The organism is Pseudomonas sp. BF-B-15, from assembly GCF_019946675.1.
In the GTDB taxonomy this organism is placed as follows: Bacteria; Pseudomonadota; Gammaproteobacteria; order Pseudomonadales; family Pseudomonadaceae; genus Aquipseudomonas; species Aquipseudomonas migulae.
Genome location: NZ_JAGYFZ010000004.1, coordinates 103,411 through 118,329 on the forward strand (window position 1 = coordinate 103,411; position 14,919 = coordinate 118,329).

Below are 14,919 nucleotides of genomic sequence, written 5' to 3' on the forward strand. Positions count from 1 at the left end.
GTGTACTGCCTGGATAAACGCGTTGCCCAGAAGTCCATCGCGAGCAAGCTTGCTCCTACAGGAGAACAGCGGGCACAAAAAAGGGCGCCATTGGCGCCCTTTTTCATTGCTCCGCCTTAGTGCTGCAAAGCGGGTTTTTGCGTCCCGTTGATTGGGATGCGTTTGGCTTTCGCCTCTTCCGGAATGACACGCAGCAGGTCGATGCTCAACAGACCGTTGCTCAGGTCGGCGGCCTTGATCTCGATGTGATCGGCCAGGCGGAACGACAGTTTGAACGCGCGCTGGGCGATGCCTTGGTGCAGGAAGGTCACGCCTTCAGTTGCGTCGCGTTTGCCGCCACTGATGGTCAGCACACCTTTCTCGACTTGCAGGTCCAGGTCTTCTTCCTGGAAACCGGCGGCCGCTACAACGATGCGGTATTGATCGTCACCGTGTTTTTCCACGTTGTAAGGTGGATAGGTGCTGCCTGGCTCGTTGCGCAGGGCGGTTTCGAACAAGTCGTTGAAACGGTCGAAGCCTACCGAGGAACGGAACAGTGGGGCCAGGGAAAATGCAGTAGTCATGGTTCAAATCTCCTGAAAACAATCAGCAAGTTTTTTGTCTCCGCGACCCGAATTCGGCATCGCGTAATCCTTAGATAGGGACCGCTGATTGCATTTCAAGAGATTATTTCGAGATTTTTTTCAGGCCGCTTCGGCTACCTGCAACCCCAGCAAACGCGAAACCTGATCCAGTTCGGTTTCACGGCGAAGCAGGGTGAACAGCTCAACCGCCTCGGGATAATTGCGGGTCAGCATCGCCAGCCACTGCTTCAGGCGACCGGGCGATTGGCGTGGCGTCATCTGGGCTTTGGCTTGCAGCCAGAAGTCCTGAATCAGCGGCAGCAGTTCGGCCCAGGTCATCTCCACCACCTCTTCACCAGCACGGGCGGCGGCGATCTGTCGGGCCAGGTCCGGACGCGACACCAGCCCGCGACCGAGCATGATGTCTTCCACGCCGCTGATTTCGCGGCAGCGGCGCCAGTCTTCGACGCTCCAGATATCACCATTGGCGAATACCGGCACCTTGACCACTTCCTGCACGCGAGGGATCCACTCCCAATGCGCCGGCGGCTTGTAGCCGTCCATCTTGGTCCGCGCATGCACCACGATATGCTCCGCGCCGCCTTCGGCCAGGGCCGTGGCGCAGACCAGCGAACCGTCAGGGCTGTCGAAGCCGAGGCGCATTTTCGCGGTGACCGGAATGTGCGCCGGGACGGCGCGACGGACATGCTCGACGATCTGGTTCAACAGCTCGGGCTCTTTGAGCAGTACCGCGCCGCCACGGGATTTATTGACGGTCTTGGCCGGGCAGCCGAAGTTCAGGTCGATGACTTCGGAACCCAGCTCGCAGGCCAGCGCGGCGTTTTCCGCCAGGCACACCGGGTCGGAACCCAACAGCTGCACGCGCAATGGCACGCCGGACGCGGTGCGCGCATCTGTCAGCAGTTCAGGACCGAACTTGTGGAAATAGGCAGGGGTGAGCAGTTGGTCGTTGATCCGGATGAACTCGGTCACGCACCAATCGATACCGCCCACACGGGTCAGCACGTCCCGCAGGATGTTGTCGACCAACCCCTCCATGGGCGCCAAAGCAATTTGCATGAAAAACACACTCGACGAAAAACGTGCGGCAGTCTACTGGTTTCGGCGGTTAGAAGGTATTTCGTCAGACCGGGCGGTGTTGATTGTGCGGACGCCTTCGCGGGCAAGCCTCGCTCCTACAGGTTTTGTGTCGTTCCGCCATTATGCGAACGACACAAAACCTGTAGGAGCGAGGCTTGCCCGCGAAGAGGCCCGCAAAGACACTCAAATCGCGACTTGCAACGCCGGGCCGTAACCTTCGATGAACTCCGCCGGCATGCGCTTGGGTTTGCCCGTGGACAGCTCAATGCAGACAAACGTGGTTTGCGCGCGCAGTAACGTGGTGTTGTCGCTCGGGCGCTTGAGCTGGAAGTGTCGAGTCATTTTCAGGCGCTGGTCCCAATCGACGATCCAGGTCGCCAATTGCAACTCATCGCCTTCATAGGCCGCCGCCAGGTAATCGATCTCGTGCCGCACTACCGCCATCGCCCGATCCAGCCGCCGGTACTCGACCAGATCGAGGCCGAGCCGCTGCGAGTGGCGCCAGGCGCAGCGTTCGAGCCAGGTCACGTACACCGCGTTATTCGCGTGCCCCAACCCGTCGATGTCCTCGGCGTCCACCGCAAGATCAATTATAAATGGCGTTGCCCGATCCCAGCCCATGCCCCACTCCCGGTCAAATGATGTCGACCGGGGCAGTGTAACGGATGCTCAGGCCGATTGGCGCGATTGCAGGCTGCGACCGGCCAGCAGTGATAACACGCCATCAATCACCCGCGGGTCGGCAAGCACCCGTTGATGACCGCCCTCCTCCAGCCGCAGCAAGCGACTGTCGAACCAGGCCTCGTGGATCAGTTGGGATTCCTTGACCGGGACGAAGTTGTCGTCTTCGGCATGAACGATCAGGCCAGGCATGTCGAGCTGATAGCGCGAGACATCCAATGCAGCCGCGCGCATGCCGACGTCTTTTTCGACTTGGCGAATGAACGCCGAACGGGCTTTTGGCGGTAGCCGCACGTAGCGGGCGAAACCGCGCAGAACCCCTAGAATCCGCGCCGGAGCGCCGATGGTCACCAGGGTTTCGGTGCGCAGGCCCAACTGAACGGCGAGCATGGCGCTGGCACCGCCCATCGAGTGACCAATGACCGCCTGCAGCGGCGGCAACTCGGCGGCGGCCTCAAGCATGGCCCGGGCGAACAGCACAACGTTGGCTTCGTTGCCCGGCGAGCGACCGTGAGCCGGACCGTCCAGGGCGACTACGGTGTAGCCGGCGTCAACCAGCGCGGTGATCAGGCTGGCAAACTGCGTAGGCCGACCTTCCCAACCGTGCATCAGCAAGACCGCCGGGCCTTGCCCCCAGCGCAACGCCGAGAGTCCGAAACGGAGTGTGATGCGCTCGGATTTCGCCAATAACGGCAATTCCCAATCACGCGGCGGCAGATCCCGCGGCGTCATGAACGCCAGTCGCATTTTGCTCGCGACCAGTTTCGGTGCAAACCAGCCCAAGGTGCCATTAACGCCACGAACCCACTTTAACGTGCTCATCGCTCTCACTCCTCAGGCCATTGCCTTCAGGTCATTGCACCGCCGACTTGGCGGCACGCAGCAATCGATCAGACAACTCTCCCGGCCCCAGCGCCCGCGCCAGAGCCAATCCACCGACCATCAAGGCCATGTCGGCCAGGGCTTTGTCGGTGTCTTCCGGGCTGGCCGCCAACTGCGCGACCATCATTTCCACATGCTCATTCAACGCCACCCGAAATGCGTCCGGCAGGCGTCCCAGCTCGCCGACGGAGGCTGGGATCGGGCACGCGGATTCAGAGGAATCCCGGTGTTTGCGTGACAGGTAAAACGCCGCCACCAACGCGCGACGCTCTTCACCGGTCAACTCGGCGTCCATGTCAGCGATCAAGCTACGGCGGTGACCGAGCAGTTGCTTGAACGCTTCCAGCATCATCGCGTCCTTGCTTTCGAAGTGCGCATAGAAGCCGCCAACCGTCAGGCCGGCTGCGCCCATCACTTCACCCACGCTCGGTTCGGCCGGGCCACGCTGAATCAGCGCTGCGCTGGCGGCCTTGAGAATGCGTTCGCGGGTTTGAGCTTTTTTATCGTTCATCGTTGCCTCCGAATATTACGACTAGAATATTATTCTCATAATAATTTTCCGCAAGTCGTAGATGTGACCGCTGGTCTGAAGAACAGTTTGAGAGAAATGGGGGATTTGGCCAAACGCCAGACAAACAAAAGGGCCATTCAATAATTGAATGACCCTTATAAAATCCCGCAGAGCGGGTAATCGTGGCGTCCCCTAGGGGACTCGAACCCCTGTTACCGCCGTGAAAGGGCGGTGTCCTAGGCCACTAGACGAAGGGGACGCAAAACCTTCTATACAACTGATCAGTGCTGAGAGCTGATCGATTCAAGGCCGGTGTGGCCAGACCTTGAACTGTAAAATTGGTGGAGCTAGACGGGATCGAACCGTCGACCTCTTGCATGCCATGCAAGCGCTCTCCCAGCTGAGCTATAGCCCCGGATTTTTCGCCTCGCGGCGGAGCGGCATCTTGCGACATCGCTTCTGTAAAACTGGCGTCCCCTAGGGGACTCGAACCCCTGTTACCGCCGTGAAAGGGCGGTGTCCTAGGCCACTAGACGAAGGGGACGCAAACCCTTCTATACAACAGATCAACGCTGAGTGTTGATCGCTTCAAGGCCGGTGTGGCCAGACCTTGAAGTGTAAATTGGTGGAGCTAGACGGGATCGAACCGTCGACCTCTTGCATGCCATGCAAGCGCTCTCCCAGCTGAGCTATAGCCCCTCATCGCTGAGGACGGGGCGAATCTTAATGGCGCTTCGGAAACGTGTCAAATTTATTTTTAACAATTTCCAAAGTTTTTTGCCGACATAACAATCACTTACCGCCCTCCCCCCGTAAATCCGGGGTATACATCGATCTGTAGGAGCCAGGCTTGCCGGCGAACGGGACGCCTCGGTGTGTCTGGCACACCGCGTCATCGTTCTTCGCGAGCAAGCAACGCTCCTACAGGACGGTGTTCATCAGGCGATGTTGCCCAGGAGTTTTTCCCACTCCTTGTTTTCCTTCTTCGACACGCCACCGAGCAGGTCGATGGCCTGGCGCAGACGGAAACGCGTCAGGTCCGGGCCGAGGATTTCCATCGCATCCAGCACCGACACCGAACTCGCCTGGCCAGTGATCGCTGCGAACATCAGCGGCATGGCGTCACGCAGCTTCAATTCCAGGGACTCGACCACCGCTTGAATGGTCGCGGTGATGCTGTCCTTCTCCCACTGACGCAGGCTTTCCAGCTTCCACAGAATCAACTGCATCAACTGACGAACCTGATCACCCGACAATTTCTTCGATTCAAACAGCTTGGCATCCGGGTTCACGCCACCGGCGAAGAAGAATCCGGCCAGCGGTGCGACCTGGCTGAAGGTTTCAACGCGGCCCTGCACGTGCGGCGCGATCTTCATCATGTACTCGGGGTTCAGCGCCCAGGTCTGCAAGCGGCTGGCGAACTCTTCCACCGGCAGGTCACGCAACCACTGGCCGTTGAGCCACGACAGTTTCTCGATGTCGAAAATCGGCCCGCCGAGGGAGACACGGCTCAGGTCGAAGTTGTCGACCATTTCCTGCAGCGAGAACTTCTCGCGCTCGTCCGGCATCGACCAGCCCATGCGCCCCAGGTAGTTGAGCATCGCTTCCGGCATGAAGCCCATGCGCTCGTAGAACGTCACCGAGGTCGGGTTCTTGCGCTTGGACAGCTTGCTCTTGTCCGGGTTACGCAGCAGCGGCATGTAGCACAGCTCCGGTTGTTCCCAGCCGAAGTATTCGTACAGAAGAATCAGTTTCGGTGCCGAAGGCAGCCATTCTTCGCCACGCAGCACGTGGGTGATGCCCATCAGATGGTCATCGACCACGTTGGCCAGGAAGTACGTCGGCAGGCCGTCGGTCTTCATCAGGACTTGCATATCCATGCGATCCCACGGGATCTCGACGTCGCCACGCAGCATGTCCGGCACCACGCACACGCCTTCGCTCGGCACTTTCATGCGGATCACGTGCGGTTCGCCAGCGGCCAGGCGACGTGCAACTTCTTCCTTGGACAGCAGCAGTGCACGACCGTCGTACCGCGGGGTTTCGCCGCGAGCCATTTGCTCGGCGCGCATCTGGTCCAGCTCTTCAGCGGTGCAGAAGCACGGGAAGGCATGGCCCATCTCGACCAATTGCTGGCAATACTTCTGATAGATGTCGCCGCGCTCGCTTTGACGGTAAGGACCGTGCGGGCCGCCGACGTCCGGGCCTTCGCTCCAGTCGATGCCCAACCAGCGCAGGGCGTCGAAAATCTGCTGTTCGGACTCGCGGGTCGAACGCAACTGATCGGTGTCTTCGATCCGCAGGATGAACTCACCGCCGTGCTGCTTGGCAAAGCAGTAGTTGAACAAAGCGATGTAAGCGGTACCTACGTGGGGGTCCCCGGTAGGCGATGGCGCGATGCGCGTGCGGACGGTGGTCATGGCAAGTCTCGAAATGAAGATAAAACAAAGGGCGAATGGTAACAGGCGTTGCCCGCCCGGCTCCAGTGAGCAGGGCATTTAAGCCAAGTTTGCGTCTACAACGGGCCTGGGCCGGGATGAATGGTGGATTATCAGCCGATGGCATTTACCCACTATCGACTGTATGACAAATTCGCCTGCTGATAACTTTCCTTACAATTTCTCGACTACAGTTTGCCCCATGCCTGCCCAACTCAAGCGTCGCCTGTCTTTTTTCCTGCTGATCGTCCTGCTGATTGCCGGGGCCTTGTTTGCCCAGTGGTTCTTCAAAGGACGGTTTTATGAAAGCACCGATAACGCCTATGTCCAGGGCGAGATCACCCGTGTGTCGAGCCAGCTGGGCGCACGCATCGATCAGGTGCTGGTGCAGGACAACCAGCACGTCGAAAAGGGCCAGTTGCTGATCAAGCTCGAAGGCGATGACTTCCACCTCGCTGTCGACCGCGCCAACGCCGCCCTCGCCACCCGCCAGGCCGAACGCCTGCAAGCCCAGAGCAAACTGACGCAGCAAGCCAGCCTGATCGCCTCCAGTGAGGCGCAAGTCGCGTCCAGCCAAGCCAGCCTCGGTCGCTCGCAGATTGACCTGTCCCGCGCGCAAACCCTGCGCAAACCCGGCTACGTGTCGGAAGAGCGCGTGACCACCCTTTCCGCCGATACCCACATCGCCCGCTCGCAGGTGACCAAGGCCCAGGCAGACGCACAAAGTCAGCGCCAGCAAGTCAACTCCCTCAGCGCCGAGATCAAGCGCCTCGACGCGATGATCGCCAACGCCAAGACCGATCTGGCCCAGGCTGAATTGAACCTGACCCGCAGTGAAATCCACGCACCCATCAGCGGCATGATCGGCCAGCGTGCCGCCCGCGAAGGCCAATACGTGCAGGCCGGCGCTTATTTGCTGTCGATCGTCCCGGATCAGGACATCTGGATTCAGGCCAACTTCAAGGAAACCCAGATCGGCCACATGCAGCCCGGCCAGAAAGCCGAACTGACCTTCGACGCCTACGGCGACACGCCAATCGAAGCGCGGGTCGACAGCCTGTTCGCCGCCTCGGGCGCACAGTTCAGCCTGCTGCCGCCAGACAATGCCACGGGCAACTTCACCAAAGTCGTACAACGGATTCCGGTAAAACTGACCTTCGCCGCGGACAACCCGCTGCACGGCAAGATTCGTCCGGGCATGTCGGTCACCGCCAAAGTGAACATCAAAGACACCCCTGACGATGGCCGGTGATCAACTGATCCGCCCGGCCGGCGAACCGACCCGGCGGGACTGGATCGCCGTGATGAGCGTGATGCTCGGCGCCTTCATGGCGGTGCTCGATATCCAGATCACCAACTCGTCGCTCAAGGACATTCAGGGCGCGCTGTCGGCGACGCTGGAAGAAGGCTCATGGATTTCCACGTCGTACCTGGTCGCGGAAATCATCATGATTCCGCTCACGGCGTGGCTGGTGCAGCTGCTGTCCGCACGCCGTCTGGCGGTGTGGGTTTCGCTTGGATTTCTTGCCTCGTCCCTGCTCTGCTCGATGGCGTGGAGCCTGGAAAGCATGATCATTTTCCGCGCGCTGCAAGGCTTCACCGGCGGCGCGCTGATCCCGCTGGCGTTCACCCTGACGCTGATCAAGCTTCCCGAACACCATCGCGCCAAAGGCATGGCCATGTTTGCCATGACCGCAACGTTCGCGCCCTCCATCGGCCCGACGCTCGGCGGCTGGCTGACGGAAAACTGGGGCTGGGAATACATCTTCTACATCAACATTCCGCCGGGCCTGATCATGATCGCCGGCCTGATGTATGGCCTGGAGAAAAAAGGAGCGCACTGGGAACTGCTGAAAAGCACCGACTACATGGGGATTCTTACGCTCGGTATCGGCCTTGGCTGCCTGCAGGTTTTTCTGGAGGAAGGCCATCGCAAGGACTGGCTGGAATCAAACCTGATCGTGACCCTGGGCAGCATCGCGCTGATCAGCCTGATCACCTTTGTGATCGTGCAGTTTTCCAAACCCAATCCGCTGATCAACCTCGGGATCCTGGGCAATCGCAACTTCGGCTTATCGAGTATTTCCAGCCTGGGAATGGGGGTCGGGTTGTACGGTTCGATCTTTCTGTTGCCGCTGTACCTGGCGCAGATCCAGAACTACAACGCCCTGCAGATCGGCGAAGTGATCATGTGGATGGGCGTGCCGCAGCTGTTCCTGATCCCGCTGGTGCCGAAGTTGATGAAGGTCATCTCGCCGAAATGGCTGTGCACCCTGGGCTTCGGCTTGTTCGGCCTGGCGAGTTTTTCCTCGGGGGTGCTGAACCCGGATTTCGCCGGGCCGCAGTTCAATCAGATCCAGATCATCCGCGCACTCGGCCAGCCCCTGATCATGGTGACCATCTCGCTGATCGCCACCGCGTATATCCTGCCGCAGGACGCGGGCTCGGCGTCGAGCCTGTTCAACATCCTGCGCAACCTCGGCGGCGCCATTGGCATCGCCCTCCTCGCCACGTTGCTGGATGCGCGAACCAAGACCTACTTTGATTATTTGCGTGAATCGATTGTGCCGAGCAACCCGCAGGTCGCCGAGCGCATGGCGTCGCTGACGGACCGGTTAGGCAGTGAAGCGGCGGCGCTGGGCAAGCTCAGTGAGATTGCGCATCAGCAGGCGTCGATCATGGCTTACAACGATGCGTTTCACTTTGTCGGGATTGCGCTGGGGATCAGCATGATTGCGGTGTTGTTGACCAAGCAGTTGCCGGCGGGATTGAAGGCTGGCGAAGCACACTGAGTTTTTGTGGTGCTTTTACTGGCCTCTTCGCGGGCAAGCCCAGTCACCACAACACTCAAACCGCGATCAACCGCTCCCGCAGCTTGGCAATCTCGTCGCGCATCTGCGCCGCCGCTTCGAATTCCAGGTCGCGAGCCAGCTGGTACATCTTCTCTTCCAGCGCCTTGATCCGCTTGGCGACTTCCCCCGGCGAACGCAATTCCGCTTCGTACTTGGCGTTTTCCTCGGCAGCCTTGGCCATGCCTTTGCGCTTCTTGCTGCGCGAACCCGGCACGGTGGCGCCTTCCATGATGTCGGCGACGTCCTTGAACACACCCTTCGGCGTAATGCCGTTGGCCAGGTTGAAGGCGATCTGCTTGTCGCGACGACGCTCGGTTTCACCGATCGCCCGCTCCATGGAACCGGTGATGCGATCCGCATACAGAATCGCCCGACCGTTGAGGTTACGCGCCGCACGACCGATGGTCTGGATCAGCGAGCGCTCGGAACGCAGGAAGCCTTCCTTGTCCGCATCGAGAATCGCCACCAAGGACACTTCCGGCATGTCCAGGCCTTCACGCAACAGGTTGATCCCCACCAGCACATCGAAGGTGCCGAGGCGCAAATCGCGGATGATTTCCACGCGCTCCACGGTGTCGATGTCCGAGTGCAGATAACGTACGCGCACGCCATGGTCGGCCAGGTAATCGGTCAAGTCTTCGGCCATGCGCTTGGTCAGCGTTGTGACCAATACCCGCTCATCCACTGCAGCGCGCTTGGTGATTTCCGAAAGCAGATCGTCGACCTGAGTCAACGCCGGACGGATTTCGATTTGCGGGTCCACCAGGCCGGTCGGACGCACCACCATATCAATGACACGCCCGGCGTGTTCCGCCTCGTAGTTGCCCGGCGTGGCCGAGACAAAAATCGTTTGCGGGCTGATGCCTTCGAACTCGTCGAAGCGCATTGGCCGGTTGTCCAGCGCTGACGGCAGGCGGAAGCCGTATTCCACCAGCGTTTCCTTACGCGAGCGGTCGCCCTTATACATGGCGCCGACTTGCGGCACGCTGACGTGGGATTCGTCGATCACCAGCAAGGCGTCGGCCGGCAGGTAATCGAACAAGGTCGGCGGCGCTTGACCTGGATCGCGACCCGAGAGGTAGCGGGAATAGTTTTCGATGCCGTTGCAGTAGCCCAGTTCGAGAATCATCTCCAGGTCGAAACGGGTACGTTGTTCGAGGCGCTGCGCTTCCACCAGTTTGTTGTTGGAACGCAGGTATTCCAGGCGCTCCTGCAATTCGACCTTGATCCCCTCCATGGCATCGAGCAGGGTTTCTCGCGGCGTCACGTAGTGGCTTTTCGGGTAGAAGGTGAAACGCGGCAGCTTGCGAATCACCTCCCCCGTCAGCGGATCGAAGGCCGACAGGCTCTCGACTTCGTCGTCGAACAGCTCGATACGGATCGCTTCGAAATCGGATTCAGCCGGGTGGATATCGATCACATCACCGCGCACGCGGAAGGTCGCACGGGCGAAATCCATGTCGTTGCGGGTGTATTGCAGATCGGCGAGACGACGCAGCAAGGCGCGCTGATCGAGCTTGTCGCCACGATCCACGTGCAACACCATTTTCAAATAGGTTTCCGGACTGCCCAAACCGTAGATGCACGACACCGTGGTGACGATGATCGCGTCCTTGCGCTCCAGCAGCGCCTTGGTCGCCGAAAGTCGCATTTGCTCGATGTGATCGTTGATCGAGGCGTCTTTCTCGATGAAGGTGTCCGAGGAAGGCACATACGCTTCAGGCTGGTAGTAGTCGTAGTAAGAAACGAAATACTCGACAGCGTTGTTCGGGAAAAACGCCTTGAATTCGCCGTACAACTGCGCGGCCAGGGTCTTGTTTGGCGCCAGTACCAGCGTCGGGCGCTGAACCTGGGCGATGACATTGGCGATGCTGAACGTCTTGCCCGAACCGGTCACACCAAGCAACGTCTGGTGCGCCAGCCCGGCTTCGATGCCCTCGACCATCAGGCGGATGGCTTCCGGCTGGTCGCCGGCGGGCTCGAAGCGGGTGACTAGCTGGAATTCAGACATGAAATACCTCTGGGTTCACCCGTACGCGGTCAAACCGGACAGGAACGAGAAAGACCGCAAACGACCGACGTCGCCCGAGGAAAAAACTGGATTGTGCTCAATGTGGAGTCGATTGCCCTCTCTTTCAAGGCAAACGTCCTACATCCCTTGAAGCCTCTGACGCGATCAATCGACTAACGGTCGAAAAATAATCGGAAAAACTTACGGTAAAAGCCGAATCGACTGTCGCCATCAATCGCGGATGACCTCTATACTAGCTCCCCGTTTGTGCACCGCTCTAGTGCATTCGGCTGGAGCGCGACACGTCCCTCCACACTCCATTCAGAGCCGCCGCAAAAATGAGCCTGTTCTCCGCTGTCGAAATGGCACCACGCGATCCAATCCTGGGCCTCAACGAAGCATTCAACGCCGATACCCGTACCAACAAGGTCAACCTGGGGGTCGGTGTTTACTGCAACGAGGAGGGGCGAATTCCACTCCTGCGCGCCGTTGTCGAAGCCGAGACGATTCGCGTCGCTCAACACGCTTCCCGTGGCTACTTGCCGATCGACGGCATCGCTGCCTACGACCAGGCCGTGCAAAAACTGCTGTTTGGCAATGACTCGCCGCTGATCGCTGCTGGCCGCGTCATCACCACTCAGGCCGTTGGCGGTACTGGCGCGCTGAAAATCGGTGCCGACTTCCTCAAGCAACTGCTGCCGAACGCCGTCGTGGCGATCAGCGACCCGAGCTGGGAAAACCACCGCGCGCTGTTCGAAACCGCTGGTTTCCCGGTGCAGAACTATCGTTACTACGACGCCGCGACCCACGACGTTAACCGTACCGGCCTGCTGGAAGACCTGAACGCCCTGCCGTCCGGCTCGATCGTCGTGCTGCACGCCTGCTGCCACAACCCGACCGGTGTTGACCTGAGCCCGGCGGACTGGAAAAACGTTCTGGAGGTGGTGAAAGCCAAAGGTCACGTGCCGTTCCTCGACATGGCCTACCAGGGCTTTGGCGATGGCATCGACGAAGACGCCGCAGCCGTGCGTCTGTTCGCTGAGTCGGGCCTGACTTTCTTCGTCTCCAGCTCGTTCTCCAAATCGTTCTCGCTTTACGGCGAGCGCGTTGGCGCCCTGTCGATCGTCAGCGAATCGAAAGAAGAAAGCGCGCGCGTGCTGTCGCAGGTCAAACGCGTGATCCGCACCAACTACTCCAACCCGCCGACCCACGGTGCAAGCATCGTTGCCGCTGTATTGAACAGCCCGGAACTGCGCGCCCAGTGGGAAGAAGAACTGGCCGAAATGCGCCTGCGGATTCGCGGCATGCGCACCCAGATGGTTGACCTGCTGGCGAAACAGGCTCCTCAGCGCGATTTCAGCTTTGTCGGTCGTCAGCGCGGCATGTTCTCCTACTCCGGCCTGACGGTTGAGCAAGTGACCCGTCTGCGCAGCGAGTTCGGCATCTACGCCCTGGACACCGGTCGCATCTGCGTGGCGGCGTTGAACCAGAGCAACATCGACGTGGTGACCAAGGCCATCGTTGCGGTGATCTGAGTCGTGCGGTGATACAAAAAACGGGAAGCCCTTGGGCTTCCCGTTTTTTATTGACCGCAGATAATTCTCAACCCGCCAACCAAGCCCTCTAGACTGCACACATATCAAATGTGGGAGCGAGCCTGCTCGCGATGGCGTCAGTTTAGTCGCTGATGTGTTGAATCAGCTGCCATCATCGCGAGCAGGCTCGCTCCCACAGGTTGTGTACACCTGAGAATTCTTGAGAACCCACATGAAAAACGATGACCTGCGCGCTGAGCGCGATGACCTGGATGACCTGAATGACTTCATCCCCCGCACCCCGGCCAAACGCGGCAACAACCTGGTGCTGCAAGTGGCTGCGGGGGTCTTTCTTGGCGGCCTGGCGCTGTGGCTGGTTCAACTGGGCGCGACACTGCTGTACGCCAAACTGATGCTCGCCACCATTACGTTCGGCGGTTAAGCCAGTTCGGTCGCGCGTTGGCTGGCTGCATCGTCATAAGCGACGTACAGCGACTCGGCGACCTGGCTTTTGATGGCCTTGGTACTTTCCAGGCCCAGGACAAAACCTTCGGCCTTGCCGCCAGCGCGATTCAATTCGTCAGCGGTGCTGGCCTGAGTGATTGCGTCGAACAATTTTTCGGCGTGCGGACCGACCCCTTTGGGCAGGCTGATCTGAGCGATGCTCATGCGAACACCTCGTTGTGGCGAAGTGTGAGGGTTGGGTGATTCATGGCGCGTACCTTTTCGGCGAATGGCCGGCAGCGCGTGTCACCACTTCCGGGCGGCCATGGTAGACCTCTGGTGCGATTCTGGTAACCGCCAATCGCCGATAAACCGCCGTCCGTCCCGACGAATCGCTCAAATTGCCAACAGGTGCTTGACTTCTCTTTTTGAATCAGTAACATACACGCCATTCCGCGATAGCTCAGTTGGTAGAGCAAGTGACTGTTAATCACTGGGTCCCTGGTTCGAGTCCAGGTCGTGGAGCCAGACAGCAAGATAGAAAAGCCCCTGAATCGAAAGGTTCAGGGGCTTTTTTGTGGGCGTTGGAAAAGGTGACTTAAGACCTGTAGGAGCTGGCTTGCCGGCGATGAGGGCCTTGAAGAATGCATCGTTCTTAAGGCCGCCATCGCCGGCAAGCCGGCTCCTACAGTACGGGGTCATGTCATGTAAAAAGGCGCCCCTGGGGGCGCCTTTTTTATTCAGACATGTTCACTGCTTTTGACATGCACCGCCTTCGGCTCGCCATGCCCATGATCCGTCTCTATCACCGGGATCTCCTTCCCGTCGCAGTCATGCAACTTGCCTTCGCTGAAGTAATCCCCTTCGCGCAGCGCTGCCAGATCCTGATAGCGCAGGACTCGCTCAGTACCGGCAGCAAACACCGACTGCTGATCCGAGTTGCCGGCAGTGAGGTGGTTGAAGGCCAGGTTCAGCACGATGGCCATGATTGCCGAGGAGCTGATGCCCGAGTGGAAGATCGTGGCGAACCAGCTTGGGAAGTGGTCGTAAAAGTTCGGCGCAGCAATGGGGATCATGCCGAAACCGATGGACGTGGCGACGATGATCAGATTGACGTTGTTGCGGTAGTCGACCTTGGACAGCGTGCGAATTCCGCTGGCCGCCACGGTGCCGAACAGCACGATCCCGGCGCCGCCGAGCACGGAGGTCGGTACCGCGGCGATAACCCGCCCCATGAAGGGCAGCAGGCCGAGGATCACCAGAAACAAGCCGCCGGTAGCCACCACGTAACGGCTCTTGATCCCGGTCACCGCCACCAGCCCGACGTTCTGGGCGAACGCACTCTGGGTGAAAGAACCGAAGATCGGCGCGATCATGCTCGACAGCATGTCGGCGCGCAGACCGTTGCCCAGACGCTTGGAGTCGACTTTGGTGTCGATGATTTCACCGACCGCGAGGATGTCCGCCGAGGTTTCGACCAGCGTCACCATGACCACGATGCACATCGACAGGATCGCAGCGAAGTGGAAGGTCGGCATGCCGAAGTGGAATGGCGTGGGGAAGCCGAACATCGGGCCCTGGGCAACGGACGAGAAGTCCGCCATGCCAAGGAATACCGCGATGAGCGTGCCGATGACCATGGCCAGCAGAATCGACAACCGGGAGATGGTCGCGCTGCCGATCTTGCTCAGCAACAACACCAGCACCAGCGTTACCGCTGCCAGGCCGATGTTCGCCATGCTGCCGAAATCCGGCGCATGGCTGTTGCCACCCATGGCCCAGCGCGCGGCCACCGGCATCAGCGTCAGGCCGATGGTGGTGATCACGATGCCCGTCACCAGCGGCGGGAAAAACTTGGTGATTCGCGAGAACACCGGCGTGATCAGCAAACCGATCAACGA

13 protein-coding genes and 5 tRNA genes are annotated in these 14,919 nt (G+C 59.7%); 5 read left to right on the forward strand and 13 right to left on the reverse strand.

Going from position 1 to position 14,919, the window contains the following annotated elements; translation table 11 throughout:
• Window positions 1-116: 116 nt before the first annotated feature.
• The 10 genes from KGA97_RS02640 to gltX form a co-directional block, all read right to left on the reverse strand.
• Entirely contained in the window at window positions 117-563 is a 447-nt protein-coding gene (locus tag KGA97_RS02640) for an Hsp20 family protein (protein WP_008028306.1), read from the reverse strand.
• A gap of 120 nt (window positions 564-683) precedes the next feature.
• Entirely contained in the window at window positions 684-1,643 is a 960-nt protein-coding gene (locus KGA97_RS02645; RefSeq protein ID WP_192226348.1) for a tRNA dihydrouridine synthase, read from the reverse strand.
• Between the two features lie 204 nt (window positions 1,644-1,847).
• Window positions 1,848-2,285: an acyl-CoA thioesterase gene (locus KGA97_RS02650; RefSeq protein WP_008037643.1), complete on the reverse strand. Its 438-nt coding sequence runs from the start codon at window positions 2,283-2,285 to the stop codon at window positions 1,848-1,850.
• 48 nt (window positions 2,286-2,333) lie between these two features.
• Complete coding sequence (locus tag KGA97_RS02655) at window positions 2,334-3,167, reverse strand: alpha/beta fold hydrolase (RefSeq protein ID WP_008037646.1); 834 nt, start codon at window positions 3,165-3,167, stop codon at window positions 2,334-2,336.
• A gap of 31 nt (window positions 3,168-3,198) precedes the next feature.
• Window positions 3,199-3,738, reverse strand: coding sequence for a TetR/AcrR family transcriptional regulator (locus KGA97_RS02660; protein ID WP_008037648.1), 540 nt, complete (start codon window positions 3,736-3,738; stop codon window positions 3,199-3,201).
• Between the two features lie 183 nt (window positions 3,739-3,921).
• Window positions 3,922-3,997, reverse strand: a tRNA-Glu gene (locus tag KGA97_RS02665).
• A gap of 80 nt (window positions 3,998-4,077) precedes the next feature.
• Window positions 4,078-4,153: transfer RNA gene (locus KGA97_RS02670), tRNA-Ala, on the reverse strand.
• 53 nt (window positions 4,154-4,206) lie between these two features.
• Window positions 4,207-4,282, reverse strand: a tRNA-Glu gene (locus KGA97_RS02675).
• A gap of 79 nt (window positions 4,283-4,361) precedes the next feature.
• Window positions 4,362-4,437, reverse strand: a tRNA-Ala gene (locus KGA97_RS02680).
• Window positions 4,438-4,676: 239 nt separating this feature from the next.
• Complete coding sequence (gene gltX / locus KGA97_RS02685) at window positions 4,677-6,158, reverse strand: glutamate--tRNA ligase (protein ID WP_008037650.1); 1,482 nt, start codon at window positions 6,156-6,158, stop codon at window positions 4,677-4,679.
• Between the two features lie 220 nt (window positions 6,159-6,378).
• Here gltX and KGA97_RS02690 point away from each other — a divergent pair, with 220 nt between their 5' ends.
• Both KGA97_RS02690 and KGA97_RS02695 read left to right on the forward strand, forming a co-directional pair.
• Window positions 6,379-7,428 carry an HlyD family secretion protein gene (locus KGA97_RS02690; RefSeq protein WP_192416862.1) on the forward strand — a complete coding sequence of 350 codons (1,050 nt, stop codon included), beginning with the start codon at window positions 6,379-6,381 and terminating at the stop codon, window positions 7,426-7,428.
• A gap of 49 nt (window positions 7,429-7,477) precedes the next feature.
• On the forward strand, window positions 7,478-8,968 hold the full coding sequence (locus tag KGA97_RS02695; RefSeq protein ID WP_223480172.1) for an MDR family MFS transporter: 1,491 nt from the start codon (window positions 7,478-7,480) through the stop codon (window positions 8,966-8,968).
• Between the two features lie 55 nt (window positions 8,969-9,023).
• Here KGA97_RS02695 and uvrB read toward each other — a convergent pair whose 3' ends face one another.
• Complete coding sequence (uvrB, locus tag KGA97_RS02700; RefSeq protein ID WP_223480169.1) at window positions 9,024-11,039, reverse strand: excinuclease ABC subunit UvrB; 2,016 nt, start codon at window positions 11,037-11,039, stop codon at window positions 9,024-9,026.
• Between the two features lie 338 nt (window positions 11,040-11,377).
• Between uvrB and KGA97_RS02705 the strand changes: the two genes are divergently transcribed.
• Together KGA97_RS02705 and KGA97_RS02710 are read left to right on the forward strand one after the other, a co-directional pair.
• Window positions 11,378-12,574, forward strand: coding sequence for an amino acid aminotransferase (locus tag KGA97_RS02705; protein WP_008028323.1), 1,197 nt, complete (start codon window positions 11,378-11,380; stop codon window positions 12,572-12,574).
• Between the two features lie 232 nt (window positions 12,575-12,806).
• Complete coding sequence (locus KGA97_RS02710) at window positions 12,807-13,016, forward strand: hypothetical protein (RefSeq protein WP_008028325.1); 210 nt, start codon at window positions 12,807-12,809, stop codon at window positions 13,014-13,016.
• Here the strand turns inward: KGA97_RS02710 and KGA97_RS02715 are convergent.
• Window positions 13,013-13,243 (reverse strand): hypothetical protein, encoded by a 231-nt coding sequence (locus tag KGA97_RS02715; protein ID WP_008007186.1) that lies wholly within the window; start codon window positions 13,241-13,243, stop codon window positions 13,013-13,015. The genes KGA97_RS02710 and KGA97_RS02715 overlap by 4 nt on opposite strands.
• A 227-nt stretch (window positions 13,244-13,470) precedes the next feature.
• Here KGA97_RS02715 and KGA97_RS02720 point away from each other — a divergent pair.
• A tRNA-Asn gene (locus KGA97_RS02720) sits at window positions 13,471-13,546 on the forward strand.
• Window positions 13,547-13,758: 212 nt separating this feature from the next.
• On the opposite strand, the gene KGA97_RS02725 is transcribed toward KGA97_RS02720, so the two are convergent.
• Window positions 13,759-14,919, reverse strand: a 1,161-nt coding sequence (locus KGA97_RS02725; RefSeq protein ID WP_223480170.1) for a nucleobase:cation symporter-2 family protein, incomplete at its 5' end; no start/stop codon positions are given.